This is a genomic window from Verminephrobacter aporrectodeae subsp. tuberculatae (assembly GCF_026127385.1).
GTDB lineage: Bacteria > Pseudomonadota > Gammaproteobacteria > Burkholderiales > Burkholderiaceae_C > Acidovorax > Acidovorax aporrectodeae.
On sequence record NZ_QZCX01000003.1, the window covers coordinates 829,536 to 855,610 of the forward strand.

General features: G+C 62.2%; 21 protein-coding genes, 2 tRNA genes and 3 rRNA genes. 19 read left to right on the top strand and 7 right to left on the bottom strand.

All coding sequences use genetic code 11. The features are described 5' to 3' along the window. Positions 1-125: 125 nt before the first annotated feature. From D5041_RS18765 to mnmH, 10 genes are all read left to right on the top strand, one after another. Positions 126-1,658: ribosomal RNA gene (locus D5041_RS18765) — 16S ribosomal RNA — on the top strand. A gap of 74 nt (positions 1,659-1,732) precedes the next feature. Beyond that, a tRNA-Ile gene (locus tag D5041_RS18770) sits at positions 1,733-1,809 on the top strand. Positions 1,810-1,847: 38 nt separating this feature from the next. Beyond that, positions 1,848-1,923 (top strand) — tRNA-Ala (locus D5041_RS18775). Between the two features lie 341 nt (positions 1,924-2,264). After that, a 23S ribosomal RNA gene (locus D5041_RS18780) occupies positions 2,265-5,147 on the top strand. Positions 5,148-5,286: 139 nt separating this feature from the next. Further along, positions 5,287-5,399 (top strand): 5S ribosomal RNA (gene rrf, locus D5041_RS18785). Together the 16S, 23S and 5S rRNA genes with 2 tRNA genes alongside form the textbook arrangement of a ribosomal RNA operon. Positions 5,400-5,701: 302 nt before the next feature. Next, entirely contained in the window at positions 5,702-7,231 is a 1,530-nt protein-coding gene (gene gshA, locus D5041_RS18790; protein WP_010104663.1) for a glutamate--cysteine ligase, read from the top strand. 45 nt (positions 7,232-7,276) lie between these two features. After that, positions 7,277-7,891, top strand: a complete 615-nt coding sequence (locus tag D5041_RS18795; RefSeq protein WP_010104661.1) for a Maf family protein — start codon at positions 7,277-7,279, stop codon at positions 7,889-7,891. Between the two features lie 24 nt (positions 7,892-7,915). Continuing rightward, a complete protein-coding gene (gene rng, locus D5041_RS18800) occupies positions 7,916-9,403 on the top strand; it encodes a ribonuclease G (RefSeq protein ID WP_265259011.1) in 1,488 nt (495 codons plus the stop codon). Between the two features lie 139 nt (positions 9,404-9,542). After that, on the top strand, positions 9,543-10,577 hold the full coding sequence (gene selD, locus D5041_RS18805; RefSeq protein WP_265285762.1) for a selenide, water dikinase SelD: 1,035 nt from the start codon (positions 9,543-9,545) through the stop codon (positions 10,575-10,577). Next, positions 10,577-11,707, top strand: a complete 1,131-nt coding sequence (gene mnmH, locus D5041_RS18810) for a tRNA 2-selenouridine(34) synthase MnmH (protein WP_265285458.1) — start codon at positions 10,577-10,579, stop codon at positions 11,705-11,707. Before selD ends, mnmH begins: the two co-directional genes overlap by 1 nt. A 41-nt stretch (positions 11,708-11,748) precedes the next feature. Here mnmH and D5041_RS18815 read toward each other — a convergent pair whose 3' ends face one another. Beyond that, positions 11,749-13,074 carry an MFS transporter gene (locus D5041_RS18815; RefSeq protein WP_265285459.1) on the bottom strand — a complete coding sequence of 442 codons (1,326 nt, stop codon included), beginning with the start codon at positions 13,072-13,074 and terminating at the stop codon, positions 11,749-11,751. A 324-nt stretch (positions 13,075-13,398) separates the two neighbouring features. On the opposite strand from D5041_RS18815, the gene D5041_RS18820 reads away from it, so the two are divergent. The 7 genes from D5041_RS18820 (at position 13,399) to D5041_RS18850 (ending at position 19,302) form a co-directional block, all read left to right on the top strand. Further along, positions 13,399-14,253, top strand: a complete 855-nt coding sequence (locus D5041_RS18820; protein ID WP_265259013.1) for a thymidylate synthase — start codon at positions 13,399-13,401, stop codon at positions 14,251-14,253. A 12-nt stretch (positions 14,254-14,265) separates the two neighbouring features. Further along, a complete protein-coding gene (locus D5041_RS18825; RefSeq protein ID WP_265259014.1) occupies positions 14,266-14,757 on the top strand; it encodes a dihydrofolate reductase in 492 nt (163 codons plus the stop codon). A gap of 137 nt (positions 14,758-14,894) precedes the next feature. Then, on the top strand, positions 14,895-15,434 hold the full coding sequence (gene parS / locus D5041_RS18830) for an Xre family toxin-antitoxin system antitoxin (protein ID WP_265285460.1): 540 nt from the start codon (positions 14,895-14,897) through the stop codon (positions 15,432-15,434). After that, entirely contained in the window at positions 15,431-15,910 is a 480-nt protein-coding gene (locus tag D5041_RS18835; protein WP_010104646.1) for an RES family NAD+ phosphorylase, read from the top strand. Before parS ends, D5041_RS18835 begins: the two co-directional genes overlap by 4 nt. 522 nt (positions 15,911-16,432) lie before the next feature. Next, a complete protein-coding gene (locus D5041_RS18840; RefSeq protein WP_265285461.1) occupies positions 16,433-17,362 on the top strand; it encodes a type IV toxin-antitoxin system AbiEi family antitoxin domain-containing protein in 930 nt (309 codons plus the stop codon). Then, entirely contained in the window at positions 17,355-18,218 is an 864-nt protein-coding gene (locus tag D5041_RS18845) for a nucleotidyl transferase AbiEii/AbiGii toxin family protein (RefSeq protein ID WP_265285462.1), read from the top strand. Before D5041_RS18840 ends, D5041_RS18845 begins: the two co-directional genes overlap by 8 nt. 226 nt (positions 18,219-18,444) lie before the next feature. Next, positions 18,445-19,302, top strand: coding sequence for an NAD(P)-dependent oxidoreductase (locus tag D5041_RS18850; protein ID WP_265259017.1), 858 nt, complete (start codon positions 18,445-18,447; stop codon positions 19,300-19,302). 76 nt (positions 19,303-19,378) lie between these two features. On the opposite strand, the gene D5041_RS18855 is transcribed toward D5041_RS18850, so the two are convergent. The 6 genes from D5041_RS18855 to D5041_RS18880 form a co-directional block, all read right to left on the bottom strand. Next, positions 19,379-19,708, bottom strand: a complete 330-nt coding sequence (locus D5041_RS18855; RefSeq protein ID WP_456119850.1) for a response regulator transcription factor — start codon at positions 19,706-19,708, stop codon at positions 19,379-19,381. Positions 19,709-19,849: 141 nt separating this feature from the next. After that, on the bottom strand, positions 19,850-21,232 hold the full coding sequence (locus D5041_RS18860; RefSeq protein WP_265285463.1) for a KAP family P-loop NTPase fold protein: 1,383 nt from the start codon (positions 21,230-21,232) through the stop codon (positions 19,850-19,852). A gap of 244 nt (positions 21,233-21,476) precedes the next feature. After that, positions 21,477-22,118: a response regulator gene (locus D5041_RS18865; protein ID WP_010104634.1), complete on the bottom strand. Its 642-nt coding sequence runs from the start codon at positions 22,116-22,118 to the stop codon at positions 21,477-21,479. Next, positions 22,115-23,488 carry a HAMP domain-containing protein gene (locus D5041_RS18870; protein WP_265282974.1) on the bottom strand — a complete coding sequence of 458 codons (1,374 nt, stop codon included), beginning with the start codon at positions 23,486-23,488 and terminating at the stop codon, positions 22,115-22,117. Before D5041_RS18870 ends, D5041_RS18865 begins: the two co-directional genes overlap by 4 nt. Further along, positions 23,485-23,826 (bottom strand): hypothetical protein, encoded by a 342-nt coding sequence (locus D5041_RS18875; protein WP_265285464.1) that lies wholly within the window; start codon positions 23,824-23,826, stop codon positions 23,485-23,487. Before D5041_RS18875 ends, D5041_RS18870 begins: the two co-directional genes overlap by 4 nt. Continuing rightward, positions 23,823-24,818 (bottom strand): alpha/beta fold hydrolase, encoded by a 996-nt coding sequence (locus D5041_RS18880; RefSeq protein WP_265285465.1) that lies wholly within the window; start codon positions 24,816-24,818, stop codon positions 23,823-23,825. The genes D5041_RS18875 and D5041_RS18880 overlap by 4 nt, the downstream gene beginning before the upstream one ends. 163 nt (positions 24,819-24,981) lie before the next feature. Here D5041_RS18880 and pqqA point away from each other — a divergent pair, with 163 nt between their 5' ends. After that, complete coding sequence (gene pqqA, locus D5041_RS18885) at positions 24,982-25,056, top strand: pyrroloquinoline quinone precursor peptide PqqA (protein ID WP_010100094.1); 75 nt, start codon at positions 24,982-24,984, stop codon at positions 25,054-25,056. An 83-nt stretch (positions 25,057-25,139) separates the two neighbouring features. Next, entirely contained in the window at positions 25,140-26,060 is a 921-nt protein-coding gene (gene pqqB, locus D5041_RS18890) for a pyrroloquinoline quinone biosynthesis protein PqqB (RefSeq protein ID WP_265285466.1), read from the top strand. The last annotated feature ends 15 nt before the right edge of the window (positions 26,061-26,075 follow it).

Consider the following 26,075-nt stretch of genomic DNA (forward strand, 5'->3'; position numbering starts at 1 on the left):
AATGCCAAGTTCCAAGGAACTGGCGCCCGGGTGAGAGCCTGGGGGCCGCAAATGCTCATGAGACAGAAGTGAAGATTCACTTTGATTCTTTTGAGTAGCCCGCAAGGGCAAGAGAAGACGAGATTGAACTGAAGAGTTTGATCCTGGCTCAGATTGAACGCTGGCGGCATGCCTTACACATGCAAGTCGAACGGTAACAGGTCTTCGGACGCTGACGAGTGGCGAACGGGTGAGTAAGACATCGGAACGTGCCCGATCGAGGGGGATAACGGAGCGAAAGCTTTGCTAATACCGCATAAGATCTGAGGATGAAAGCAGGGGACCGCAAGGCCTTGCGCGGACGGAGCGGCCGATGGCAGATTAGGTAGTTGGTGGGGTAAAGGCCTACCAAGCCGACGATCTGTAGCTGGTCTGAGAGGACGACCAGCCACACTGGGACTGAGACACGGCCCAGACTCCTACGGGAGGCAGCAGTGGGGAATTTTGGACAATGGGCGCAAGCCTGATCCAGCCATGCCGCGTGCAGGATGAAGGCCTTCGGGTTGTAAACTGCTTTTGTACGGAACGAAAGGGTCCTGATGAATAATTGGGGCAGATGACGGTACCGTAAGAATAAGCACCGGCTAACTACGTGCCAGCAGCCGCGGTAATACGTAGGGTGCGAGCGTTAATCGGAATTACTGGGCGTAAAGCGTGCGCAGGCGGTCATGCAAGACAGATGTGAAATCCCTGGGCTCAACCTGGGAACTGCATATGTGACTGTATGGCTGGAGTACGGCAGAGGGGGATGGAATTCCGCGTGTAGCAGTGAAATGCGTAGATATGCGGAGGAACACCGATGGCGAAGGCAATCCCCTGGGCCTGTACTGACGCTCAAGCACGAAAGCGTGGGGAGCAAACAGGATTAGATACCCTGGTAGTCCACGCCCTAAACGATGTCAACTGGTTGTTGGGTCTTGACTGACTCAGTAACGAAGCTAACGCGTGAAGTTGACCGCCTGGGGAGTACGGCCGCAAGGTTGAAACTCAAAGGAATTGACGGGGACCCGCACAAGCGGTGGATGATGTGGTTTAATTCGATGCAACGCGAAGAACCTTACCCACCTTTGACATGTACGGAAGACTCCAGAGATGGAGAGGTGCTCGAAAGAGAGCCGTAACACAGGTGCTGCATGGCTGTCGTCAGCTCGTGTCGTGAGATGTTGGGTTAAGTCCCGCAACGAGCGCAACCCTTGTCATTAGTTGCTACATTAAGATGGGCACTCTAATGAGACTGCCGGTGACAAGCCGGAGGAAGGTGGGGATGACGTCAAGTCCTCATGGCCCTTATAGGTGGGGCTACACACGTCATACAATGGCTGGTACAGAGGGAAGCCAACCCGCGAGGGGGAGCCAATCCCAAAAAGCCAGTCGTAGTCCGGATCGCAGTCTGCAACTCGACTGCGTGAAGTCGGAATCGCTAGTAATCGCGGATCAGAACGTCGCGGTGAATACGTTCCCGGGTCTTGTACACACCGCCCGTCACACCATGGGAGCGGGTTCTGCCAGAAGTAGTTAGCCTAACCGCAAGGAGGGCGATTACCACGGCAGGGTTCGTGACTGGGGTGAAGTCGTAACAAGGTAGCCGTATCGGAAGGTGCGGCTGGATCACCTCCTTTCTGGGAAGAAAGCATTCAAGATTGAACGTCCACACTCATCGGTTGTAGGAGGGAAGGTTGGCGCGAGCCGACGGGGGTCTGTAGCTCAGCTGGTCAGAGCACCGTCTTGATAAGGCGGGGGTCGTTGGTTCGAGCCCAACTAGACCCACCAAGAGGCGGAGCGGGCAACCGAGGCAGGCACGGAAAGAAGGGGGATTAGCTCAGCTGGGAGAGCACCTGCTTTGCAAGCAGGGGGTCGTCGGTTCGATCCCGTCATCCTCCACCAAGTGCAGTGGGAAAGGCATTCAACACCGAAGCGGCTTCGAGAGAGGCTGCTTCGTTGTTGATCGACATCAAGCGATCAATCGGCTGTTCCTTAAAAATTCATAGAGTCGAAATCAGAGTCGCCGGCGAGGACCGCGAAGCCGTAAGAGGTGGAAGCGGGATGGCTGGCGACGAGAAATTTTGATTGCGTCAAAACGAATATTCAAACTTGGTTTGAAATTCAAGTAAACGATGAAGGATCGAAAGATCCGGAGTCGCATTACGGCATAACGCGCCAGGTGAAAGACCTGGCAGGTCCTTGAAGAAGACGGAGGCGGCTCGAAAGAGACGTCAAAGTTATAGGGTCAAGTGACTAAGAGCATGTGGTGGATGCCTTGGCGATTACAGGCGAAGAAAGACGTGATAGCCTGCGAAAAGCTTCGGGGAGCTGGCAAAAGAGCTGAGATCCGGAGATATCTGAATGGGGAAACCCACCTTGAAAGAGGTATCGCATGCTGAATAAATAGGCATGCGAGGCGAACCGGGCGAACTGAAACATCTAAGTAGCCCGAGGAAAAGAAATCAACCGAGATTCCGAGAGTAGTGGCGAGCGAAATTGGAAGAGCCTTCCAGAGATAGCAAGACAGTTAGAAGAACGGGATGGAAAGCCCGGCCATAGAAGGTGATAGCCCTGTAGACGAAAACTGGAGTGTGGTACTGAGCTGGAGAAAAGTAGGGCGGGACACGAGAAATCCTGTCTGAAGATGGGGGGACCATCCTCCAAGGCTAAATACTCGTAATCGACCGATAGTGAACAAGTACCGTGAGGGAAAGGCGAAAAGAACCCCGGGAGGGGAGTGAAATAGATCCTGAAACCGCATGCTTACAAAAAGTAGGAGCCCTGAGAGGGGTGACTGCGTACCTTTTGTATAATGGGTCAGCGACTTACATTCAGTGGCAAGGTTAACCGAATAGGGAAGCCGAAGAGAAATCGAGTCCGAAGAGGGCGAAGAAGTCGCTGGGTGTAGACCCGAAACCAAGTGATCTATCCATGGCCAGGATGAAGGTGCCGTAACAGGTACTGGAGGTCCGAACCCACTAGTGTTGCAAAACTAGGGGATGAGCTGTGGATAGGGGTGAAAGGCTAATCAAACTTGGAAATAGCTGGTTCTCTCCGAAAACTATTTAGGTAGTGCCTCAAGTATTGGCTGCGGGGGTAGAGCACTGTTTAGGCTAGGGGGTCATGGCGACTTACCAAACCTATGCAAACTCCGAATACCGCAGAGCAGAGCTTGGGAGACAGAGCACCGGGTGCTAACGTCCGGACTCAAGAGGGAAACAACCCAGACCGCCAGCTAAGGTCCCTAAAATTGGCTAAGTGGGAAACGAAGTGGGAAGGCAAAGACAGTCAGGATGTTGGCTTAGAAGCAGCCATCATTTAAAGAAAGCGTAACAGCTCACTGATCGAGTCGTCCTGCGCGGAAGATGTAACGGGGCTCAAGCCAGTTACCGAAGCTGCGGATTTGCGAGGAATCGCAAGTGGTAGGAGAGCGTTCTGTAGGCCTGAGAAGGTGTCTGGAGACGGATGCTGGAGGTATCAGAAGTGCGAATGCTGACATGAGTAGCGTGAAAGGGGGTGAAAAGCCCCCTCGCCGTAAGCGCAAGGTTTTCTACGCAACGTTCATCGGCGTAGAGTGAGTCGGCCCCTAAGGCGAGGCAGAGATGCGTAGCTGATGGGAAACAGGTGAACATTCCTGTACCGAAGTGTAGTGCGATGTGGGGACGGAGAAGGTTAGCTCGGCCAACGGATGGAAGAGTTGGTTCAAGCCGGTAGTCGTGCCCGGAAGGCAAATCCGCCGGGCTGAGATGAGGGGTGATAACGAGTCTGCAAGCAGACGAAGCGAGTAATACCCTGCTTCCAGGAAAAGCCACTAAGCTCCAGCTACACGCGACCGTACCGCAAACCGACACAGGTGCGCGAGATGAGTATTCTAAGGCGCTTGAGAGAACTCAGGAGAAGGAACTCGGCAAATTGATACCGTAACTTCGGGAGAAGGTATGCCCTGAGTAGGTGAACTCGAACAGAGGGAGCCGGAAGGGGTTGCAAAAAATCGGTGGCTGCGACTGTTTAATAAAAACACAGCACTCTGCAAACACGAAAGTGGAAGTATAGGGTGTGACGCCTGCCCGGTGCTGGAAGATTAAATGATGGGGTGCAAGCTCTTGATTGAAGTCCCAGTAAACGGCGGCCGTAACTATAACGGTCCTAAGGTAGCGAAATTCCTTGTCGGGTAAGTTCCGACCTGCACGAATGGCGTAACGATGGCCACACTGTCTCCTCCTGAGACTCAGCGAAGTTGAAATGTTTGTGATGATGCAATCTCCCCGCGGAAAGACGGAAAGACCCCATGAACCTTTACTGTAGCTTTGTATTGGACTTTGAACAGATCTGTGTAGGATAGGTGGGAGGCGAAGAAGTGCAGTCGTCAGATTGTATGGAGCCGACGTTGAAATACCACCCTGGTGTGTTTGAGGTTCTAACCTTGGTCCATGAAACTGGATCGGGGACAGTGCATGGTAGGCAGTTTGACTGGGGCGGTCTCCTCCCAAAGCGTAACGGAGGAGTTCGAAGGTACGCTAGTTACGGACGGAAATCGTGACGATAGTGCAATGGCAAAAGCGTGCTTGACTGCGAGACTGACAAGTCGAGCAGGTGCGAAAGCAGGACATAGTGATCCGGTGGTTCTGAATGGAAGGGCCATCGCTCAACGGATAAAAGGTACTCTGGGGATAACAGGCTGATACCGCCCAAGAGTTCATATCGACGGCGGTGTTTGGCACCTCGATGTCGGCTCATCTCATCCTGGGGCTGTAGCCGGTCCCAAGGGTATGGCTGTTCGCCATTTAAAGAGGTACGTGAGCTGGGTTTAAAACGTCGTGAGACAGTTTGGTCCCTATCTTCCGTGGGCGTTGCAGATTTGAGGAATGCTGCTCCTAGTACGAGAGGACCGGAGTGGACACACCTCTGGTGTATCGGTTGTCACGCCAGTGGCATGGCCGAGTAGCCAAGTGTGGAAGAGATAACCGCTGAAAGCATCTAAGCGGGAAACTCGTTTCAAGATGAGATCTGCCGGGGCCTTGAGCCCCCTGAAGAGTCGTTCAAGACCAGGACGTTGATAGGCAGGGTGTGCAAGCGCAGCAATGCGTTGAGCTAACCTGTACTAATTGCTCGTGCGGCTTGACCCTATAACTTTGATGGACTCGGAGCCGTCAAGGACAGGACAGTTATGCCCGTGCCATGTGGACGCAGTCAAAATACAAAATCTGATTCCAGACTCTATGAATGCGTCGCCCTGACGCGAAGCCAGGGTGACACCCGGTTATGCCTGATGACCATAGCAGGTTGGTCCCACTCCTTCCCATCCCGAACAGGACAGTGAAACGACCTTGCGCCGATGATAGTGCGGGTTCCCGTGTGAAAGTAGGTCATCGTCAGGCTATTACAGCCCTCAAACCCCCCAGCCCACAAGGCTGGGGGGTTTGTCTTTGTGCAGCTGTTTCGGCATCACCACGCCGTCTGTGCTCAAAAAATGTGCTGCTCGTGATTTCCTTTATGAATCAAGCACTTGGAACCGCCATACAGGATTTGTCGAAACTTGTTCACATGCTTGTCCAGTGCTGACAGGGACAATCCATGATGAAAGCAGGCAGGTGGCTACTCAGGAACTTGGCCTGTGTCCGGGCGCGTCAGCCGGCTCCGTGCTAAGTTCCGGGAGAACAACAAGAGATGGATTGCCAACATGCGTAATTTGCACGACAGACTCGCGGCCTACCCGGCAGATACCCTCAAGGGGATGCGCCGTGGCATCGAAAAAGAGGGCCTGCGTGTGCTGCCCGCCGGGGGACTGGCCCTCACACCGCACCCGCTGGCCCTGGGGGCGGCGCTCACGCACCCGCTGATTACTACCGACTACAGCGAGTCGCAGCTCGAATTGATCACCGGCGCCCACGAAGGCGTGCAGCAATGCCTGGACGAACTGACCGAGGTGCACCAGTTCGTACACCGCACCCTGGATGGCAGCGGTGGCGAACTGCTATGGGCTTCGAGCATGCCCTGCAAGCTGCCCACCGACGAAACCATTCCGCTGGCCCGCTACGGTAGCTCGCACATCGGTCGCGCCAAGAGCGTGTACCGCATGGGCCTGGGCCTGCGCTACGGCCGGCGCATGCAGACCATCTCGGGGATCCATTACAACTGGTCGTTACCGGGGGTGGACAGCGAGCAGTATTTCGCGCTCATCCGCAATTTCCGCCGCCACGCGTTCCTGCTGCTATACCTGTTTGGCGCGTCGCCCGCGCTGTGTCCGTGCTTTGTCAATGGCCGCGAGCATGGCCTCGAGCGGCTCGATGGCGGCGGCGCGCTCTACCTGCCGCATGCCACCTCGCTGCGCATGGGGCGCTTGGGCTACCAGAGCGCTGCCCAGGCCACGCTGGCCGTGAGCTACAACGGCCTGCGGGGCTACGCCGATTCGCTGCACGAGGCGCTCACCCGGCCGTATCCGGCCTACGAGGCCGTGGGCGTGCGCAACCCCGGCGGCGATTACAACCAGCTGGGCACCAGCCTGCTGCAGATAGAAAACGAGTTCTACGGCACCATCCGCCCCAAGCGCACCGTGCGCACGGGCGAACGCCCTTTGCACGCGCTGCGCGAGCGCGGAGTGGAATATGTCGAGGTGCGCCTGATGGACCTGGACCCATTCGTTCCCGTGGGAATCACGGCGTCCACCATGCGCCTGCTGGACGTGTTCCTGCTGCATTGCCTGCTGTCCGACAGCCCGCCCGACACGCCCACCGAGATTGCCGAGCTCCAGCACAACCAACAGCTTGTGGCCGAGCGCGGGCGCGAGATCGGCCTGCGCCTGCAGCGCAATGGCCAGGACGTGCTGCTGACCGACTGGGGCGCCGAGGTGCTGGCGGCCTGTGAGCCCCTGGCCACAGCGCTGGACGCTGCCCACGGCAGCGGCGAGCACGGCGCTGCGCTGCGCGCTGCGCGCGCGCTCATGGCCGCGCCCGACAGCACGCCGTCGGCCCGCGTGCTCGAGTGCATCGTGCAGGGGCATGGCAACAGCTTTGACGCCTTCGCCCGCCAGCAGTCCATCCGGGCGCGCGACGCGCTGCTCGCGCTCCCGTGGACGGCCCGGCAGCAGGCCCGTTACCTGGCGTTGGCGGACGCATCGATGGCCGAGCAAAAGGCCATCGAAGCCGCCGACACGCTGCCGTTCGAGGCCTGGCGCGCGCAGTACATGGCGGTCCAGGGGCTGGGCGGCTGACCCGCAGCGGCCCGCTGCCGTGGGCAGAGCCGGCAAAATCCGTCCATGCCCGACTTCATCTATCTTGCTTCCCAGAGCCCGCGCCGGAGCCAGCTTCTCGATCAGCTGGGCGTGCGATACGAACTGCTGCTGCCGAATGCCGCGGGGGACGAGGCGGAGGACGCCGAGGCCCTCGAAGCGCTGCTGCCTGGCGAAGCGCCCGCCCGCTACGTGGAGCGCGTCACGGGTCGCAAACTCGATGCGGCAATCGTCCGCCGCGCACGCAGGGGGCTGCCCGACGCGCCCATCCTCTGCGCGGATACGACGGTGGCCCTGGGCCGCACCATCTATGGCAAGCCGGACGATGCGGCGCACGCAGCCCGCATGCTGGGCGAACTGGCGGGGCGCAGGCACCGGGTGCTCAGCGCCGTGGCATTGCAGCGGGGGCCCCGGCGCCTTGCGGCCCTGTCGGTGTCGCATGTGCGTTTTGCCGACATGACGCCCGCCCAGATCGCCGCCTACGTGGCCACCGGCGAGCCGCTGGGCAAGGCCGGAGCCTATGGCATACAGGGGCGGATGGCGGCGTACGTTCAGTCCCTCACGGGGAGTTATTCGGGCATCATGGGCCTGCCCATGTACGAGACCGCGCAGCTGCTGCGCGCGGCGGGCCTGCTGCCCTGACTCCAAGAACCCATGCCGTACGCCATGCAACAAGACATTCTGATCAACTGGTCGCCGCAGGAAACCCGTGTGGCCGTGATCGAGCACGGCGCGGTGCAGGAACTGCACATCGAACGCCCGCTCGAGCGGGGGCTGGTGGGCAATGTGTACCTGGGTCGGATTTCGCGTGTGCTGCCGGGAATGCAGTCGGCGTTTATCGACATCGGGCTCGAGCGCGCGGCCTTCTTGCACGTGGCTGACGTGTGGCAGCGCCAGCCCGACGGCGAAGCGCCCGCATTGGCACGCAAGGGCGAGCCGCAGCGGCCGATCGAAAAACAGGTGTTCGAAGGCCAGGCGCTGATGGTGCAAGTCATCAAGGACCCCATCGGCAACAAGGGTGCACGCCTGTCCACGCAGATCAGCATCGCCGGCCGCCTGCTGGTGTTTCTGCCGCAGGACGAGCATGTGGGCGTGTCGCAGAAAATCCCCGGCGCCGAGCGCGACGCACTGCGTGCGCGGCTGCAGGCGCTGGTGGGCGACAGGTCCACGGGCGGTGGCGGCGGCTTCATCCTGCGCACCAATGGCGAGGACTCGAGCGACGCCGAACTGGCCGAGGACATCGCCTACCTGCGCAAGACCTGGGCGCGCATCAGGCAGGCAGCGCTCAGGCTGCCGGCCATGTCGCTGCTGCACCAGGACCTGGACCTGCTGCAGCGCGTGCTGCGCGATCTGGTGGGCGAGCACACGCAGGGCATCCGGATCGACTCCCTGGAGCAATTCCAGCGCCTGCGCATGTTCGGGCAGGAATTCATGCCCGCAGCCGCGGGCAAGTTGCAGCACTACAAGGGCGAGCGGCCGATCTTCGACCTGTATTCCATCGACGAGGAGATCGCCAAGGCGCTGGGCCGGCGGGTGGATCTGAAGTCCGGCGGCTACCTCATCGTGGACCAGACCGAGGCCCTGACCACGATCGACGTGAACACGGGCGGCTTCGTGGGCGTGCGCAACTTCGACGACACCGTCTTCAAGACCAACCTGGAAGCCGCAGGCGCCATAGCGCGCCAGCTGCGTCTGCGCAACCTGGGCGGGGTCATCATCGTGGACTTCATCGACATGGCGCAAAGCGCCCACCAGGAGGCAGTGCTCGCCGAGTTCCGCAGACAGCTCGTGCGCGACCGCGTGAAGACCATGGCGGGCGGCTTCTCGCAACTGGGCCTGGTGGAGATGACGCGCAAGCGCACCCGCGAATCGCTCGCGCACATGCTGTGCGAGCCCTGCCCCGCCTGCCAGGGAAAGGGCAGCGTGAAGACCGCGCGCAGCCTGTGCTACGACATCCTGCGCGAGATCCTGCGCGAGGCCCGCCAGTTCAACCCGCGCGAGTTCCGGGTGCTGGCCTCGGCGCAGGTGGTGGAGCTTTTTCTGGACGAGGAAAGCCAGCATCTGGCCGGGCTTAGCGACTTCATCGGCAAACCCATTTCGTTGCAGGCCGGAAGTGCGCTGGGGCAGGAGCAGTACGACATCGTTCTGCTGTAGGCGCCCAAGCCGCAACGAGCCAGCCCGGACCCCGTTCCCGGGCGCTGCCTTGGGGACCCGGTCAGGCCCGGGGTGCGGTCGCCCGTAGCCGCAGGCAGCGCGCCGTGCGAAACTCGCCGGCATGTCCCCGAAAACCCCCTTGCCCGACCCCATCCGCCTGACCCGCTACAGCCATGGCGCCGGCTGTGGCTGCAAGATCAGCCCCCAGGTGCTGGAGGTGATTCTGGCCGACAGCGGAGCGCAACATCCCGACCCCCGGCTGTGGGTGGGCAATGCCTCGCGCGATGATGCCGCCGTGTATGCGCTCGATGCCGCGCGCGCGGTGGTGTCGACGACCGACTTCTTCATGCCCATCGTCGACGACCCCTACGACTTCGGGCGCATCGCCGCCACCAACGCCATCAGCGACATCTATGCGATGGGCGCCGACCCCTTGCTCGCGATCGCCATCCTGGGCTGGCCCGTGAACGTCCTGCCGCCCGAAGTCGCGCGCGAGGTGCTGCGCGGTGGCCGTGCGGCCTGCGCTGCGGCCGGGATTGCGCTCGCGGGCGGGCATTCCATCGATACGCCGGAACCGATTTTTGGCCTGGCCGTGACGGGCCTCGTCGACAAGCGCCACCTCAAGCGCAACGACACCGCCACGGCCGGCTGCCGGCTGTACCTGACCAAGCCGCTGGGAATCGGCATCCTGACCACGGCCGAAAAGCAGTCCCGGCTGCGTGCGCAAGACCGGGGGGTGGCACGCGACCTGATGTGCACGCTGAACCAGCCCGGCAGCCGCTTTGGCCGGCTCGCCGGCGTGCGCGCGATGACCGACGTCACGGGCTTCGGTCTGCTCGGGCATCTGCTCGAGATGGCCGAAGGCAGCGGCCTGAGCGCCGTGCTCGACGCCGCCGCCGTGCCCCGGTTGCCGGGGGTCGATGACTACCTGGCCCAGGGCTGCGTTCCCGGCGGCACGCAGCGCAACTTCGACAGCTATGGCGCCAAGGTGGCCCCTTTGACCGAGGCGCAAAAGCAGCTGCTGTGCGACCCCCAGACCAGCGGTGGCCTGTTGGTCGCCGTGGCCCCGGAGGGCGAGCAGGAGTTTCTGGCGTTGGCGCTGGAACTGGGGTTGGCGCTGGCGCCCATCGGCCACCTGACGGTGCGGCAGGCCCTTGCCGTGGTGCTGCTCTGATGCACGAAGACCACTGCGACTACCGGCATATCTTCCTGCACGATGTGCCGCTGATGGACGTGCGCGCGCCGGTCGAGTTTGCGCAGGGCGCCTTCCCCGGCGCACAGAATCACCCTCTGATGAACGACGCCGAGCGGCACCAGGTGGGCATCTGCTACCGGCAACAGGGCCAGTCGGCAGCGATTGCGCTGGGGCAGCACCTGGTGTCCGGCCCCATGAAGCATGCGCGCATCGCAGCCTGGGCGGCGTTTGCCCAAGCCCATCCGGCGGGCCTGCTGTATTGCTTTCGGGGCGGGCTGCGCTCGCAGATCGCCCAGCAGTGGCTGGCCAGCGAGGCCGGCATCGCCTACCCCCGCGTTCCCGGGGGCTACAAGGCGCTGCGCCTGTTCCTGACCGAGACCCTGCAGGCCGCGTCGCAGGAATGCGATTTTGTTTTGCTCAGCGGCCTGACGGGAGTCGGCAAGACCGAGCTGATCGCGCAGCTGACCCATGGCATTGACCTCGAAGGGCACGCCAACCACCGCGGCTCCAGCTTCGGCCAGCGCCTCAGTGGCCAGCCCGGCCAGATCGACTTCGAGCACCGGCTGGCCATCGACATCCTGAAAAAGCGGGCGCAGCAGGGACGACCGCTGTTCGTGCTCGAAGACGAGGGCCGGCACGTGGGCCGATGCGCGGTGCCGCTGGCGCTGCGCCAGCGCCTGGAGCACGCGCGCATCGTGTGTCTGGAGGACGGTTTTGACGCGCGGGTCGAGCGCATCGTGCGCGACTACGTGCTCGGGCCCTGCGCCGACCATATCGCAGCCCATGGCCCGGCCCCGGGCTTTGAGACGTTCGCCACCCGCTTGCAGCAAGGCCTGGACAGGCTGGCCAAACGGCTCGGCGGCGAGCGGTACCAGCAACTGCGCAAAACCATGCAGGCGGCGCTGGCGCAGCAGCAGGCCTGCGGCGGCGTCGCGCTGCACCGCAGCTGGATCGCGGCGCTGATGCGCGACTACTACGACCCGATGTACACCTTCCAGCGCCAAAGCCGGTCCGGGCGCATCGCGTTCGAAGGGGATGCTCGGGCGGTGCTGGACTATCTGCGTGCCGGTTCCGCCCGACCTCTACAGCCAGCCGGATCTCCAGCGTGACCGCGTTGCCCGCACGCGCGCCCTCGATGGGGATGGGCTTTTCACAACCGGGAAGCGCGGGCCTTGGCCCCGGTGCCGCGCCCACTGTGCAGGCCGATGAACAGCAGCGCGCAGACAACGGTGGTGCCGGCGAGCAGGTTCAGGCCGGCGCCCGACGAGGCGAAAGCCTGCTCGGCCCAGGTCCTGAGGTTGGGCGCGACAAAGCCGCCGAGCGCGCCCATCGAGTTGATCAGCGCAATGCCGCCGGCGGCGGCCGCACCGCCGAGGTAGCGGGTCGGGAAGGTCCAGAACAGCGGCTGCACGGCAATGAAGCCCGCCGCAGCAAAGCACAGTGCGACCAGGGCGACCCGCGGCGACCCGGCGTTCACCGACACCGCGATGCCCAGCGCGCAAACCAGCATCGTCACCAGGGCCAGCGTGGCGTGGCGGCCGCTGCGTTCGGCCATGCGCGGCACCCCGTAGGCCGCGACCAACGCGCAGATCCATGGAATGGCAGTCACCAGGCCGACTTCCAGACCGACCTTCTTGCCCAGCAACGCGGCGACCTGCGTCGGCAGGTAGAAAACCAGGCCATAGACGCTGAGCTGGATCAGGAAGTAGATCAGCGCCATGAACAGCACGTGGCCGTCGAACAGCGCGTCGCGCACGGTGGCTGGCCCACTAGCCTCCTTGAGGCGCTGTTCGCTGGCGATTGCAGCGCTCAGCATCGTGCGCTCTCGCGGCGTCAGCCAGAGGGCATCGCGCGGCGCATTGTCCAGGTACCACCAAGCCCAGACGCCGACGGCCGAGGCCATCAGTCCTTCGACCAGGAACAGCCACTCCCAGCCCTTGAGGCCCAGCAGGCCATGCATGTCCAGCAGCAGACCCGACAGCGGGCTGCCGAAAATGAAGGCCAGCGGCGCGCCGAAGTAGAACAGCCCGATCACACGGGTGCACGCGCCGGCAGGGAACCACTGCGTCAGGTAGTAGATCACGCCGGGGAAGAACCCGGCCTCGGCGACCCCGAGCAGAAAGCGCAGCAGATAGAACGATGTCTCGCTGCGCGCAAACATCAGCGCCGCCGAGATCAGCCCCCAGGTGACCATGATGCGGCACATCCAGGCGCGCGCGCCGACGCGGTGCATGACGAGGTTGCTCGGCACCTCGAACAGCGCGTAGCCAATGAAGAACAGGCCTGCGCCAAACGCGAACATCGCATCCGACAGGCCGGTATCGAGCTGGAAGGCTTTCTTTGCAAAGCCGATGTTGGCGCGGTCCAGAAAGGCCAGCACGTACATCAGCAGCAGGAAGGGCAGCAGACGCGCGACCGCCTTGGCCGTCACGGACTCGAGTGTCGGCTCCAGCAAGGGACGCCGGGTATGGGCCATGTCTTGTCTCCGGTTCTGCGACGCCTGCGGCGGCGTCGATGGTGCTTGTGCTGATCGGTCGGAGCACTGTAGAGGCGATCCCTCGACGATTCCAATCAAGACATTGGCGGTACCCATTCCAAATCGGTATCACTCGTCCACACAGGCAAACAGGAAAGCACAGGGCCCTGCCGCCGATCGGCCATGGCATGGGGCACGGCCGCTCGGGGCCACGCATGGCGAAACCCGCGTCGACAAAGCGCCGCCCGTCACCCCCACCGGGCCGCATAGAATCCCGCGGCGACGCCACGCTCGAATACCATCCGCGGTGGCCCCTCTTGCTCCATGAACCAGCCCCCTGCCCTTGCCACAGCCCGCCCCGTGCGCTCCCAGTACGAGGACTTCATGCGCCATGTGTTCACGCACGGCGTGGACAAGCCGGACCGCACCGGCACCGGAACGAAAAGCGTATTCGGCCACCAGATGCGCTTTGACCTGCGCGATGGCTTTCCGCTGGTCACCACCAAGAAGCTGCACCTGCCGTCGATCATTCAGGAACTGCTGTGGTTCCTCACGGGTTCGAGCAACAACCGCTGGCTCAAGGAGCGCGGCGTCAGCATCTGGGACGAATGGGCGCGCGCGGACGGCGAACTGGGTCCGGTGTACGGCGTGCAATGGCGCAGCTGGCCGACGCCGGATGGCGGGCACGTGGACCAGATCAGCCAAGTCATCGAGACGCTCAGGAGCAACCCCGATTCGCGCCGCATCATCGTCAGCGCCTGGAACGTGGCCGAGCTCGGCAAGATGGCGCTCATGCCCTGCCACGCCCTGTTCCAGTTCTACGTGGCCCCGGCGCAGGCGCCGGGCGGGCGCGGCGCGTTGAGCTGCCAGCTCTACCAGCGCAGCGCGGACATCTTTCTGGGTCTGCCCTTCAACATCGCCAGCTACGCGCTGCTGACGCATATGGTCGCCCAGCAGTGCGACCTGGACCCGGGCGAGTTCATCTGGACGGGCGGCGACTGCCATATATACAGCAACCACCACGAGCAGGTGCGCACGCAGCTGGCGCGCATCCCCTACCCTTACCCGGTGCTGCAAATCGCGCGCCGGCCGGAAAGCATCTTCGACTACCGGTACGAAGACTTTCAGGTGCTGGACTACCAGTGCCACCCGGTGATCAAGGCGCCCGTGGCCGTCTGAACACAAGGACCCATGCCCCCGCTGCACCTCATCTACGCCCGCGCCGCGAACGGCGTCATCGGCAAGGACAACCGCCTGCCCTGGCATCTGCCGCAGGATCTGGCGCATTTCAAGCAGCTCACGCAGGGCTGCGCCGTGATCATGGGACGCAAGACCTGGGACTCGCTGCCGCCGCATGTGCGCCCGCTGCCGGGTCGCAGCAACATCGTGCTGACGCGCAACAGCGGCTGGCACGCGGCAGGCGCGCAGCGCGCGGCCAGCCTGCACGAAGCCATTGCGCTGTGCGACGCGCGCCAGATCGCCTGGGTGATCGGCGGCGCGCAGATCTATGCCGAAGCCCTGCCGCTGGCCGACTGCGTGGAGGTGACCGAGATCGACCAGGACTTCGACGGCGACGCCCACGCCCCCACGCTGGACGCCGCATGGGTCGAGACCCGGCGCAGTCGCCAGACCAGCAGCGATGGACTGCGCTTCAGTTTCGTGACCTATGCGCGCGCATCGTAGTTACGATCACCCCACCCTCGCTGGGGGCCTGGAGTCGCCCCTTCAGACGCATACCCCCGTTGGACAAGGTTCGTCTTTGCAAGCCACTGCACTGAGCTCCTCATTCAAGCGATAATATCCGCTCAAAGGGTAAATCCATGCCCAAAACCATCCCCACTTCGCACCGTCCTGCTGCCCGGACCACGGCTCGCAAAGCGATCCAGCCAGCGGCCAAAGCTCCGACCACCGCAAGGAGCGCGGCAGCAATTGCCACCAACTTCCAGCAGGCGTTTCATGCGGATGCGATGGAGTGTGTGCGCATCGTCAAGCTTGGTGTTCCGGCTACGGCGGTCGACGTACTCGCCAAACGAATGGTGATGTCCAAGGAAAAACTGGTCGCCATACTGGGCCTGGCCCGCGCCACCGTCGATCGCAAGGCGCGCGAGAACAAGCCGCTGTCCGCAGATGAGAGTTCAAAGGTGCTGGGCATGGCACGCCTGTTGGGCCAAGTGCAAGCAATGGTCGAGGAATCGGGCGACCCGAAAGGCTTCAACGCGGCCGAGTGGGTTGCGCGCTGGCTGGAGCGGCCACTGCCCGCGCTCGGTGGTCAGCGGCCCGCCGAACTGATGGACACGCCCGAAGGCCAGAGGTTGGTGTCCCAACTGGTCGCCAGAATGCAAAGCGGGGCGTACTCGTGACGACGGTGCTGTGGCGCATCGCCACAGACACCAAGGAATACAAAGCCCATGACCTCAGCGGAAAGGGTGCGCAGAAGACCGGTGGGCGCTGGAATCGGCCGGGCCGACCGGTGGTCTATACCTCTTTGACGGTAGCGCTGGCGTGCCTGGAGACCGTGGTTCATCTGGATGCGAGCGATCTCCCCATGCACCGGTTCTTGGTGCGGATTGAAGTCCCCGACCAGTTGTGGGAAGCGCGCCGAAGGCTCATGCCTGCTGACCTCCCGCCGGGCTGGAACGCGACTCCGGAAGGCAAGGCATCGCTTGATGTGGGTGACACTTGGCTCGCGACGGCTTCGACGACGCTGTTGACCGTGCCTTCCGTGATCGTGCCCGAGGAATACAACGTGCTGATCAATCCGTTGCACGCCAATGCCGCAGCGATCAAGGCCATCAAGGAAAGGCCTTGGTTCTACGACCAGCGGCTGCTGGCATGACAAGCCGCATGCGGCTCTCCCGGATCGAGGCGTGGTCTCTGACCAACCTTCCGCTCCGATCGGGTGGTCGCCGTCCTGTTCGGAGTGAAAGCCGGCCTGGTGGCAATGGCCACCACCTTGCTCGCTTTGATCGTCAGCGTGAGAAGCATCGACGGCCTGGTGCAAGCGCTACATCCGCATCGCTTGCTCTGACCATGAGCCGGCAGCAACGCGGTACCACCGCGCGAAGTTCCATGGGGTGAGACTCCTGCCGGCGTTCGCGGCCGGCATCTTCTTTCGCAGCTCGGCTCTTCGTCCCCGCGCCCCTCATCAGCGCCGCGCTGCAGCGGCTGCAAGCGACCTGCCATCCCCCATCAAGTCCGCCCGCGTGGTGGCCACCCAGTGCCGCCAGTTCAGCGCATGGTGTATGGGCCCGCCATGCCAGTGGCCTGTTGACAAGCTCTTATCACCGCCTTACACTGTGTCCTAAGGACACAGTGTAAGGCGGTGATAAATAGGTTATGCCACTGGATCTAGGCCCCCATGGAATCAACGCAAATAAATTCAAACACCGACCCCATCGGCAGACTTGTCGCCAAACTTGCCAATTCCCTGGCTTCAACGTCTGCAGCGGCAATCACAACCTATGAGCTTGCCATGCATGTATATTCTTTGCTCAAGGATGTGCAAAATTTGGATCCAAAGAAAGCCTTTCAGGATGTGCTTCAATCCTTGTTGGCGATGCATTTGTTGACTCCCATGAATCATGTTGTACCAAAGGCATATTTTATTTTTGGTAGATCGAGTGCAGTACCAGCTGATGTGGTGTGCAGCCTCGATCCATTTTCCTATGTTTCCCACCTGAGCGCCATGGAATATTATGGACTGACGGATCGATTTCCACAGATCCTGTATATGACCAGACCGTCCGCATCCGAGTGGAGAAGACAGGCTACAGCGCGAACCGCCAAAGACCTTGGTCATCTGGTCAGCACTTATGAAAACTCCGGGCTACCACGGATGACACAGCCCAAGATATCAAAGATTGGCCGCACGTCAATCCAGTTCTGCGAGCGCACGCAATGGGGTGCGTTTCGTTTGGTATCAGGCTCCAGATTGCGTGTGGCAACTATTGGTCGTGTATTTCTCGACATGTTGCGTGAACCAATATTTTGTGGCGGCATACAACATGTCATAGACATTTATCGGCGTGAAGCCAAGAAATATCTCAAACTCATCGTGGATGAAGTTGACAGACATGGGAAGCCCATTGATAAAATACGCATTGGTTATTTACTTTCGGAGGTGTGCAAACTCAACCCGCCAGAAATGACAAGCTGGCAACAGTTTGCCAAGCGTGGCGGGTCCAGAAAATTGGACCCGGAATGTGAGTATGCCCCAAGGTATTCAGAGCGGTGGATGTTGTCCATTAACGTTCCTTCGTTGACCTTACCGGAAGACGAAGATGGGTGATGCCATTGAATCTCTGGACTTGCCTGCGTGGGTGGAGCGTGCTCCAAATGGAAATCGTCATTTCAGAGAGGCAGTACACACCATTTTGCATGCCATCAGCACTTCGATGGAGTTGAGCACCAAGATGATCATGAAGGGCGGCATGCTGATGGCCATTCGCTACGACAGCAGCAGATTCACCAGGGACATAGACTTTTCAACACGCGCTCCCTATGCAATAGGGAATGAGACTATCTTGCTGAATAAGTTGGATGAACAATTGATCTTGGCAAATGATCGATTCACCTATGACGTGATGTGCATGCGTCAGAGGAGCATAATACGTCCAAAAAAACCAGGCGCCAATTTTCCGACGTTAAACCTGAGCATTGGTTACGCCAGGCAAAGCAACCCGCGTGAATTGAGCAAACTGCTGGCAAAACAGGCACCCACCGTGGTCGAGATAGATTACAGCTACAACGAGGCCGTACTGGACACAGAGATTTTGCGTCTTGCAAATGGAAGTAGCTTGGAGGTATACAGTCAGGTAAATCTCATGGCCGAGAAATATCGGTCCATCCTGCAGCAACCAATACGAAAACGCTATCGTCGTCAAGATGCTTACGATCTGTTTTTACTTTTGAAGTTTCATCACCCCTTGGGGGATCACGAAAAATCGCACTTGCTGAAATGTCTGGTGGAATCTGCAAGAACCCGTGAAATTAATCCGAAAGCTCACTCGTTAAGGGATTCGGAAATTCGCACCATGACCAGCAATGACTATGGCACCTTGGAATCAGACATCGAAGGAGAATTGCCTCCATTCGATGAGGTTTACCAAACCGTGCAGGATTTTTATGAAAGCCTGCCGTGGTAATCTGCGCTCAACTGGACCCGCAACGTGGCAGCCCTGGTGTCGCAAGGCTTGGGTGTCAGGCCGCACCGCAGCAAAGCAGACCCGCCCCAGGAGACGAACCTGGGCTTGGATCGGGCCATCTCGTCCGCAGGTCGGTGGCTTGACACCAGTCCGCTGGATAGGAACCCCCATCCGGTGGTATCGTACGGCTCCTGGAATCATCATTCCAACTTCCAAGGAGAACGACATGAGCAATCAGACCGTTATCGCCGTACTGGGTACCGGCTTCATTGGTGCGCCAGTGGCGCGCAACCTCTCTGCCAAGGGCTTCAAGGTCAAAGTGTGGAACCGTACCCCTGCCAAGGCACAGGCGATTGCCGGACAGAATCTGCAGGTATGCACGAGCGTGGCCGAAGCGGTCAGCCAAGCCAGCCACATCGTGACCGTGCTGAAAGATGGAGATGGCGTCGCCTCTGTCATGGCCGCAGGCAGCGGTCACTTTGCGCCGGACGCCATTTGGCTGCAATTGAGCACCGTCGGGATGGTCGCGGCTGAGCAGTTGGCTGGCCTTGCTGCCCGGCAGCAGCTGGTGTACTACGATGCGCCGGTGCAAGGTACTCGCCAACCGGCTGAACTGGCCCAGTTGGTGATTCTGGCCTCTGGTCCGCTCGCGCAGCGCGCGGCGGTGCAGCCGTTGTTCGACGCCATCGGCAAGCGCACGCTATGGGTATCCGAGCATGCCGGGCAGAGCAGCCGACTGAAACTGGCGCTGAACCATTGGGCCTTCGCACTGACCCATGGCCTGGCCGAAAGCTTGGCGCTGGCCAAGGGGCTGGGTGTGGATCCGGCGCAGGTCATGGACGTGGTCAGCGGCGGGCCGATGGACTGCGCGTACTTTCAGCTCAAGGGGGCGGCCATGCTGTCCAACAACTACATGCCCAGTTTCAGCGTGGACAACGCCGTGAAGGACAGCCGGCTCATTGCTGAAGCCGCGCGCCAAACTGGAATCAAGGCCGACGTCGCCATCGCCGGCCTGCAGCGCTTCGAACGCGCCCTGGCCCAGGGACACGGTGACAAAGACATGGCCGCCAGCCATCTGGCGTAAAACCCGGCGGCGCGTGCCAACCCGTGGTGTCCTGCCCCCCGCGGATGCATCGATTGCATTTCTGCAGGGCCGCGCACTACACCTGGATCAGCCCCCAGCGCAGGGCGATCCAGGTCAGTTCGGCCTGATTTGTCGTTCCGAGCTTTTGCTTCACGCGGTACAGATGCGAGCCCACCGTGCTGATCGAGAGGTTCAGCGTGGCGGCGATCTGCGCCACGCTCATGCCGCGCGCGAGTTGGATGAAGACCGAGAACTCGCGCTCGCTGAGCAGTTCGGCCGGGTTCGCGTCGCCCTCGATCTGCGCCGTCGCGCACGCCCTCGGGTCGTGCGCGAACAGGCGACGCAACGCTTCCAGACCACCCATGCCGGGCATCGACAGGTCCAGCACCATCACGTCGGGCCGCACCCGCGGGTAATATTGTTCCTGCTAGACTGGCGCGCCAACACCGTCCTTCGTTAAGCCCACACTGAACAATATCATTTACCTGCTATCAGCGGCCGCCTAGCGATAAACGAAGGGGTAACTTGGTGCAAGGTACTGTGTTACCTATTTAATCATTGCCGCCAGATCAATCAGGGGAGCAATTCGAGCAAAGCGCTCCTTAACCCTCAAGTAATCCAGCACTCTCAAGGTGCGCTGCTGGTTTGTTGCCAAAACCTTGTCCACGTACGCTCTTTCGCTAGCATCCACTCCTCCGTCGTTTGATTTCATTTCTAGCCGTCTCTTATTATCTTCGAAATGATCGATATCCACATCCAACAAATGTGCATGTATCAAATGCCCATAAGAATCAGACTGAAGATCCTTTCCTTTGGGTAGTGATAGGATGGATTCCATTACTGTGTTAGCCGATGCATCACCGTTGATGAAATCCTTAAAGAGTTGAGGCTGATTAGATCGCAAGACAATCAACAGTGCTACCAGATGAGGACTGAAATCCCGGGCATTTTCTTCATCCATCACGATACGCAGTCGCGTGATGCATCGTTCCCTTGCCCGAAGTGATAGTTCCATTACATTGGATAGCAGTGTAAAGGATTCAATAAATTCCTTACGCCCATTTTCATTCCAATCATTTTCATCTGAGCCTGCAAGAATGGTGTCCCAACCGAATCGCGTGATCAGGCTCTCCGTATATTTTCTGGAGTTCGCAGCAGGGATGCCGTATTCCAGATCAATAAACCGACGCAGATATTCCATCGAATTGATCGAAGCTCCATAAACCGCAGCAGTGCTGACCTCGAGTTGCTGTTTATCAATGGACAATACGAAAATGATGTTTTTGACGTTGAACAGGTGCTTTACCCGTTCAAGCAGTTCGATGGTGAAGGTCGGACGGCATCGATCCAGTTCGTCGATGAAGAAAACGAGTTTTGGCTTCTTGCCTTCGTTTGGAAGTTGGTCCACGGCCAAGGTCAGCTCAGTCCGAAACTGATCCAGTAGCTCCCGTTCTTTGTTGAACGCATCAACAATGTCTCCCACTGTGTCACTCGCTAATTCTGCAGCCGCAGCATTGACCTCTTCTCCGAGATCAAGTGTCCCCATGGTCAGTGCTTTTACCCCAACAATCAAACTCCGTTTGAAAAGCAGTGTCGCGACCTTCTTTACGGTTTTCATGTGACCAACTGCTGCTCCACGGTTAATGCTTTCAATGGACGAAACCAAAGAGACCAACGGATCAGTGACGTAGTCAACGTCCCAAGCATTGAAATAGATACACTGGAATTCATTGCTTTTGAGGTCTTCCATCAACATACGGACAAGAGTTGTTTTGCCCGATCCCCACGGAGAGTCGATTGCCATCACGAATGGTCCGTCCAGACGACCAATCAGCTTCGACAGGAACTTAACCACGGGTTCCCGGTCAAGAGAATCATTCTGAAAGGGGTTGTCAGCAGGGATTTCAAGGTCGGGGAGTCTATACGTCATTTTTGTTGTCCGTTAAGCTGGCCTGCTCCAAGCGGCTGTGGCAGGCATCGCAATGCTCAGAGGGTGCATGGGTGACGGCCATATGAGCCGGGCTTGCAGTTCGTTGATCAGCGCATCCCTCTGGGTCGAACTGAGTGTGAAGTGTGCTGAGGCCAAGTAGCGGTTGCATCGAGTTGTGAATTATGGCCTACGGCGAGGGGAGAGCTGAGTAGTTATTTCGTGCAACTATTTGCAGGACAGCGCACTACACCTGGATCAGCCCCCAGCGCAGGGCGATCCAGGTCAGTTCGGCCTGATTTGTCGCTCCGAGCTTTTGCTTCACGCGGTACAGATGCGAGCCCACCGTGCTGATCGAGAGGTTCAGCGTGGCGGCGATCTGCGCCACGCTCATGCCGCGCGCGAGTTGGATGAAGACCGAGAACTCGCGCTCGCTGAGCAGTTCGGCCGGGTTCGCGTCGCCCTCGATCTGCGCTGCCGCGAGCGCCTGCGCGATACCGGCGTCGATGTAGCGTTCGCCGCGCGCCACCGCTTTCACCGCGGCGATCAGCGCCTCGGGCGCGCTGCGCTTGGCCAGGTAGCCCAGGGCGCCGGCGCGCAGCACACGGCGCGGGTGGACCGTGTCCTCGTGCGCCGAGAGCGCCAGCACGCGTGCCCTCGGGTCGTGCGCGAGCAGGCGGCGCAACGCCTCCAGACCGCCCATGCCGGGCATCGACAGGTCCAGCACCACCACGTCGGGCTGCACCCGCGGGTAATCCTGGCAGGCCTGTTCGCCGGTGTCGGCCTCGGTGACCACGTCGATCTGCGCGTCGGCCAGCAGCATGCGAAAACCCATGCGCACGAGCGCGTGGTCGTCGACCAGCATCACCCGGATCGCGGCCTGGCTCATGGCTCCTGCACCGCGCCCGCGGGCAGGCGCACCGTCAGCCGGGCACCGCTGGCAATGGCGGCTTCGAGGCGCAGCGCGCCGCCCAGGCTTTCGACGCGTTCGGCGAGCCAGCGCAGCCCATAGTGCCCCGCGCCTGCCGGGCGGCTCGCGTCCGGGCCGCTCGGGCCGCGCCCATCGTCGGTCAGCGTGAGCTCGATCGCTGGCCCGTCGCCACGCAGGGCGAGCGCGATGCGGCGCGCCTGCCCGTGCCGCAGCGCGTTCGTGATTCCCTCCTGCGCAGCGCGGTACAGCACGAGCGCCTGGTCGGCGTCGAGCGCAACGCGCCCGGGTTCGAGATCCAGCTGCGCTTCAATCTCCACGCCTTCATGGCTGCTGCGGGTGCGTTCGAGCAGGTCTTCGAGCGCCGCCACCAGCCCGAACCTGTCGAGCACCAGCGGCGTCAGGCGCGGGATCATGCCGTGCATCGCGGTGTAGAGCCGCGCCGATTCCGTGGCGATGAGCCGCGCCGCCTGCCCGGCCTGCGCGTCAAGCGCTTGCACGCGCTGCGCGATGGAAAGCGCCATGCTGCGGATCGCGGTGACCGACTGCCCCAGTTCGTCGTGCAGTTCGCGCGCGATCAGCCGGCGTTCCTGTTCGATCCTCTGGTCAACCCAGCGGCCGAGCGCGCGGCTCTCGGACAAACGGCTCTCGGCGCGCACCGCGCGCCGCTCGGTCTCGATGTGTTGGCGCAGCATGCCGACCATGCGGTTGAAGGCCGTGCCAATCGCCGCCGCCTCGGTTCCGGGCAAGGGGCGCAGCGTGACGTCGAAACGCCCGCTCTGGAGTTGGTCGAGCGCGGCGACGATGTCCGCGAACGGGCGTGTGGCGCGGCCCACGAGCCAGAACACGCCCGCGTTCACGATCAGCAGCAGGCCGAGCGCGCTGGCCGTGAGCAGCACGGAGTCGTCCCAGACATCGAGCAGCGCACGCGAGGCGTTGGAACGCACGATCAGCTTGCCGTCGGGGAAGTCGATGGACAGCTGCATCGGTGGCGGCGCGGCGAGACTCGCGAACCAGCGCGGCGCGTCGCGCCCGGCCTTGTAGGCGGAGGGCGGCGAGCGGTACAGCAGGCGCTCTTGGGCGTCGAGCAGCGTGATGTCGGTGGAGCGCACGCGGCCCACGCCCTGCAGGAAGAGCAGCATCGCCGGCGTTCCCTGCGTCGCGTAGAGCCGGGCGGTCCGGTTGAGCAATTGCACCGCCACGCGATTCGCCGCGATCACCTCCTCTTGCACCGAGGCGTGCATCGTGCGCAGTTCCAGCGCGAGCATGGTGGCGACGAACAGCAGGGTCAGCAGGCTGACGATGGCGTTGATCTTCAGGCGCAGCGTCATCGTGGCAGCCCGTCGCCGAAATCGCCGTGCAGCGCGTAGTGGTCCAGAGCCGCGACCATCGCTGCGGCCATCGCCGGGTGCGCCGGATCGTGGCCCGCGCCGTCGATCCAGCGCAGCCAGCTGTGGGGGATGCGCGCGTGCAGCAGCAGCGTGGGCACCTGCGGCAGAGTGGCCAGGCGATCGGGCAGCGGGGGGGCGTCGAGCCAGCAGCGCTGGAGCAGGTAGTGGCTCTGCACGCGGTAGCGATCGACCAGCGCGTCCGGGCCGGCGCCCTCGGGCTCGGGAGCGGGGTCGGTCAGCAGGCTGACGATGGCGTTGATCTTCAGGCGCAGCGTCATCGTGGCAGCCCGTCGCCGAAATCGCCGTGCAGCGCGTAGTGGTCCAGGGCCGCGACCATCGCTGCGGCCATCGCCGGGTGCGCCGGATCGTGGCCCGCGCCGTCGATCCAGCGCAGCCAGCTGTGGGGGATGCGCGCGTGCACCGCCCGCGCGCCCTGCGGGTCGCAGATGCGGTCGTCGCGCGCGTGCAGCAGCAGCGTGGGCACCTGCGGCAGAGCGGCCAGGCGATCGGGCAGCGGGGGGGCGTCGAGCCAGCAGCGCTGGAGCAGGTAGTGGCTCTGCACGCGGTAGCGATCGACCAGCGCGTCCAGGTCGGCGCCCTCGGGCTCGGGAGCGGGGTCGGCCAGCGGCGCGGCGCTGCCACGGGTCAGCGCTTGCTCCCAGCGCCACCAGGCCAGGGCCAGCCGCCGCTGCGCGTCGCCGCCCGGCTGTTGCTGCAGGTTGCGGGCCAGAAAACCCAGCATGTCGTGGCGCTGCCCGGCTGGCGCGAGCGCGGCGAAGCGCGCCCAGGCAGCGGGCGCGTGGCCCGCGGTGTCCTGGAAGAAGGAAGCGATCTGCGCGCTGCACGGAAGGAACACGCTGCGCAGCAGCAGGCCCGCCACCGCCTGCGGTTCGACGCCTGCGTAGGCGAGCGCCAGCGTCGCGCCCCAGGAGCCGCCGACCACCAGCCAGCGCGGCACGCCAAGCTGCGCGCGCAGGCGCAGCAGGTCTTCCAGCAGGTCGGCCGTGCGGTTGTGCGCGGTCGCTCCGCGCGGCCGGCTCAGGCCGGCGCCGCGCTGATCGACGCTGATCACGCGGTAGCGCGCCGGATCGAAGAAGCGGCGCAGCAGCGGCGAGCAGCCCGACCCGGGCCCGCCGTGCAGGACCAGCGCGCAAAGCCCCGCCGATGTACCGCTTTCCTCGGCGTGCAGCACATGGCCGTGCGACACGGCCAGTGCATGGCTGCGACACGGCGGCGAACGGGGATACAGGCCAGGGAGCACGGGGCCCATGGTACGCGCTCCGCCCTGCGCGGCGATTCATGAAAATCATGAAGCCTGATTCATGATTTCATGGCTGGAGCGCGCCGCCGCCGGGGGTCAGAATGCTCCGGGGGCGTTTCATTGCCCCCGCGGCTGCCGACCGGCAGCCGTGCAACGCTTCAGGAGACAGACCATGAAATGGGAAACCCCGACGGCCACTGACCTGCGCTTTGGCTTCGAGATCACGATGTACGTCAGCGCCCGCTGAAGTTGCCTGGCCTCGTGGCATCTTGCCCGGGTAGCGCCGGGCAAGATGCCGCGACCTCTTGCCTCCTTGCCCTCCATTGACCCATGCGCATCACCGTCCTGGGATCGGCCGCGGGTGGCGGCTTTCCGCAATGGAATTGCAACTGCCGCAACTGCGCGGGCCTGCGCGCGGGAACCTTGCGCGCCAAGCCACGCACGCAGTCCTCGATCTTCGTGCGCCCCGACGCGGGCGACGACGGCGTGCTCTTCAATGCATCCCCCGACATCCTCGAGCAGATCCGCAGCCAGCGCGCGCTGCAACCGGCGCGCGCGCTGCGCGACAGCGCCATCGCCGGCGTGGTGCTGATCGACGCGCAGATCGACCATGCCACGGGGCTGTTCATGCTGCGCGAGCGCACGGCGCCGCTGCCGCTGTGGTGCACCGACCCGGTGGCGCAAGACCTGAGCCAGGGCAATCCGGTGCTGCGCGTGCTCTCGCACTACTGCGGCGTGGCGCGCCAGACCATCCCCATCGACGGCAGCCCCTTTGAACTGCCCGGCCTGCCGGAGCTCAGCTTTCGCGCGCTGGCGCTCAGCGGCAAGGCGGCGCCGTACTCGCCGCACCGCGAGCATCCGGTGGCGGGCGACAACATCGGCGTCACGATCCGCGACCGCAAGAGCGGCAAGAGCCTGTTCTACGCGCCGGGCCTGGGCGCCGTCACGCCGCCCGTGTTCGACGCCATGGCGCAGGCCGACGCGGTGATGGTCGACGGCACCTTCTGGAGCGACGACGAGATGCTGCGTCTGGGCGTCGGGAGCAAGCGCGCGCACGAGATCGGCCATCTGCCGCAGTCGGGCGCGGGCGGAATGATCGAATGGCTCAACCGGCTGCCCGCGGGCACGCGGCGCATGCTGATCCACATCAACAACACCAACCCCATCCTCGACGAGGACTCGGCCGAGCGCGCCGCGCTGGCGCGCGCGGGAATCGAGCCCTGCGAGGACGCCATGACGCTCCAGCTCTGAAGAAACGCACACACC

Bases quoted from the DNA above. Each gene is read 5' to 3' on its own strand.
- parS (WP_265285460.1), top strand. From the start codon at position 14,895: ATGCCCAAAACCATCCCCACTTCGCACCGTCCTGCTGCCCGGACCACG.
- D5041_RS18795 (WP_010104661.1), top strand. From the start codon at position 7,277: ATGCCCGACTTCATCTATCTTGCTTCCCAGAGCCCGCGCCGGAGCCAG.
- gshA (WP_010104663.1), top strand. From the start codon at position 5,702: ATGCGTAATTTGCACGACAGACTCGCGGCCTACCCGGCAGATACCCTC.
- mnmH (WP_265285458.1), top strand. From the start codon at position 10,577: ATGCACGAAGACCACTGCGACTACCGGCATATCTTCCTGCACGATGTG.
- D5041_RS18840 (WP_265285461.1), top strand. From the start codon at position 16,433: ATGGAATCAACGCAAATAAATTCAAACACCGACCCCATCGGCAGACTT.
- D5041_RS18875 (WP_265285464.1), bottom strand. From the start codon at position 23,826: ATGACGCTGCGCCTGAAGATCAACGCCATCGTCAGCCTGCTGACCGAC.
- D5041_RS18870 (WP_265282974.1), bottom strand. From the start codon at position 23,488: ATGACGCTGCGCCTGAAGATCAACGCCATCGTCAGCCTGCTGACCCTG.
- rng (WP_265259011.1), top strand. From the start codon at position 7,916: ATGCAACAAGACATTCTGATCAACTGGTCGCCGCAGGAAACCCGTGTG.
- D5041_RS18825 (WP_265259014.1), top strand. From the start codon at position 14,266: ATGCCCCCGCTGCACCTCATCTACGCCCGCGCCGCGAACGGCGTCATC.
- D5041_RS18865 (WP_010104634.1), bottom strand. From the start codon at position 22,118: ATGAGCCAGGCCGCGATCCGGGTGATGCTGGTCGACGACCACGCGCTC.
- D5041_RS18845 (WP_265285462.1), top strand. From the start codon at position 17,355: ATGGGTGATGCCATTGAATCTCTGGACTTGCCTGCGTGGGTGGAGCGT.
- D5041_RS18815 (WP_265285459.1), bottom strand. From the start codon at position 13,074: ATGGCCCATACCCGGCGTCCCTTGCTGGAGCCGACACTCGAGTCCGTG.
- pqqB (WP_265285466.1), top strand. From the start codon at position 25,140: ATGCGCATCACCGTCCTGGGATCGGCCGCGGGTGGCGGCTTTCCGCAA.
- D5041_RS18860 (WP_265285463.1), bottom strand. From the start codon at position 21,232: ATGACGTATAGACTCCCCGACCTTGAAATCCCTGCTGACAACCCCTTT.
- D5041_RS18850 (WP_265259017.1), top strand. From the start codon at position 18,445: ATGAGCAATCAGACCGTTATCGCCGTACTGGGTACCGGCTTCATTGGT.
- D5041_RS18880 (WP_265285465.1), bottom strand. From the start codon at position 24,818: ATGGGCCCCGTGCTCCCTGGCCTGTATCCCCGTTCGCCGCCGTGTCGC.
- D5041_RS18820 (WP_265259013.1), top strand. From the start codon at position 13,399: ATGAACCAGCCCCCTGCCCTTGCCACAGCCCGCCCCGTGCGCTCCCAG.